Genomic DNA, 1,923 nt, shown 5'->3' with positions numbered 1-1,923 from the left:
CGGTCGCCACCGAGGTGCAGGGTGGGGGCGTCCGCCCGCCGCGGATCGCGCCACGGCACCTCGCCGGACCGCACGAAGTCGACCTTGGCCGCACCGGCGCCGAAGCGGTAGCGGCGCAACGTCTTTGCATAGCGGGCGGGGAGGGCATCGCGGTAGATGTCCAGTAGTGCGGTGGGCGCGGTGTCGAAGATCGCCACCCCGTCCGGCGGTGCCGTCACCGCGTCGCCCGCGGTCAATTCGCCGCCGTGGGCGCGCAGATCGGCGATCAGCGCGTCGACGATCGCCTGGCTGCCGCCCACCGGGATCGGCCAGCCCACCGCATGCCCGAGGGTGGCCAGCATCATCCCCGCACCGGCCGACGTGATCGACGGCATCCGCGAAATCGTATGCGCGGCAACGCCGGTGTACAGGGCGCGGGCGTCGTCGCCGGCCAGCGAAAGGTTCCAGGCCGGGCTGCCTTGTTCGGCCATGCGGTGGCCCAACCGGGCCACTGTCACCAGGCCGGACGGAATCGAACGTTTGTCGCCGAGCAGAAACCCGACCACCGCGTCGCAGCCGTCGACCAGCGGACCCAGCAGCCGTCGCCACGAGGCGCCGTGCTCCAGCTCCGCGCAGGTGCGTTCCAGATCCCGGTAGGCGACCGCGGCGGGGCGGTGCTCCAGCGGGTTGGCGTAGGAGATCTCCGGCACCGCCAACTGCACGCCGCGCGCGCATAGGTCGAATGCGGCGAAGAACGGCGAGGCTAACCCCAGCGGGTGCACCGCCGAGCACATATCGTGCGCGATGTCGGGAAATTCCGGGTCGGCGGCGGTGCGGGCGCCGCCGCCGAATGTCGGTTGCGCCTCGATGACCCGCACGGACAGGCCAGCGCGGGCGCAGATGACGGCCGCGGCCAGCCCGTTGGGTCCACTACCGATGACGGTGACGTCCATCCCGTGATGGTAAGGGCGGCCGCTCGACGCGCACTCCGAGCACCGGCTGGCGGACCCGACCGCCGGAGAATTCCGGACACCACGGCTGGTGGCCGCCGCTGTCGGCCCACACCAGCTGCAGCGCCCGCACGTCGGGGCCGTAGAACGCCACCGCGACGTTCATGTGCGCATCGGGGTGCTGGACCTGCACGACCTCCAGCGGTGGCCCATCCGGTGTCGCGATCAGCTCACCGGGTATCGGTCGTCCACCGCCCACCAGATACGCGGCGACATTGTTGAGCAGCAAAGCCGTCGGCCGCGGAGCCAGGCCGGCCACCAGCAGTTCGGGCAGGCCGTGCTCGTGTAGGCCGACCGTGTAGGCGTAGGGCGTGCGCTCGTCCTCGACGTATTGCACCGCCCAGCCGTGTTTGTCCACCGTCTCGCGAATGGCGTCCAGCCAGTCCTCGATGGTGCTGTTCGGGTGATCACATTTCCAGCACATGGGTGCCTCTCCTCCCGTCGTCGTACTTACCGACAGGATTCACCCGCGTACCGACAAGAAAGGCTGCCCTCACCAGTGGGCGCACGCCCGGCTAAGGTTCGGCCTCGCGCCGGCGCAGCAGCGGAAGAAAAATCGTGTCGACGATCTCCTCGATAGCTTCGTCGGACATCGGCCGCAGTGTCATCAGGCAAGCCCTGCGCGACCACCCCGGCGACATTGCGCAGGCCTGGCTGCAATACGACCGCGACCGGTGTCCACACGTGACCAGGGTCCAGGCGATGGCGGCGCCTGGAGGCGACCGCCTGGTGCCGGCGACCCAACAGCAGATCGATGCGCGCAACCGACAGCTTCAGTCCGGTATCCGCCCTCACACCGGCAAGAATTGATCGCACCCAGATCGGGAGCCGGTACGGCGCTGACCTCGGTGTCCGGTGACGCCACCCGCCGTGCCCGGCTCCGCCGCGCTGAGCCATGCCCGGCTAGGCTGTCCGGGTGAGCCTGCCCGTTGTG

Annotated in this window: 3 protein-coding genes; 1 reads left to right on the top strand and 2 read right to left on the bottom strand. The window is 69.9% G+C overall.

Annotated features, from left to right (window positions below; translation table 11 throughout):
* Both AC2VNT_RS09445 and AC2VNT_RS09440 read right to left on the bottom strand, forming a co-directional pair.
* On the bottom strand, nt 1-932 hold a 932-nt coding region (locus AC2VNT_RS09445), incomplete at its 3' end, for a phytoene desaturase family protein (protein ID WP_486946609.1).
* The gene (locus AC2VNT_RS09440; RefSeq protein ID WP_486946608.1) at nt 910-1,413 is read right to left on the bottom strand and encodes a DUF4262 domain-containing protein; all 504 of its coding nucleotides are present in this window, start codon (nt 1,411-1,413) and stop codon (nt 910-912) included. The genes AC2VNT_RS09445 and AC2VNT_RS09440, both read right to left, overlap by 23 nt.
* Nucleotides 1,414-1,547: 134 nt before the next feature.
* Between AC2VNT_RS09440 and AC2VNT_RS09435 the strand changes: the two genes are divergently transcribed.
* Nucleotides 1,548-1,799, top strand: a complete 252-nt coding sequence (locus AC2VNT_RS09435) for a hypothetical protein (RefSeq protein WP_486946607.1) — start codon at nt 1,548-1,550, stop codon at nt 1,797-1,799.
* Nucleotides 1,800-1,923 lie beyond the last annotated feature (124 nt).

Source organism: Mycobacterium sp. TH-M15 (assembly GCF_057473705.1).
This window is presented reverse-complemented; position numbering and strand designations above follow the sequence as displayed.

Excerpts from the sequence above, each read along its gene's own strand:
- AC2VNT_RS09440 (WP_486946608.1), bottom strand. The coding sequence starts at position 1,413 with ATGTGCTGGAAATGTGATCACCCGAACAGCACCATCGAGGACTGGCTG.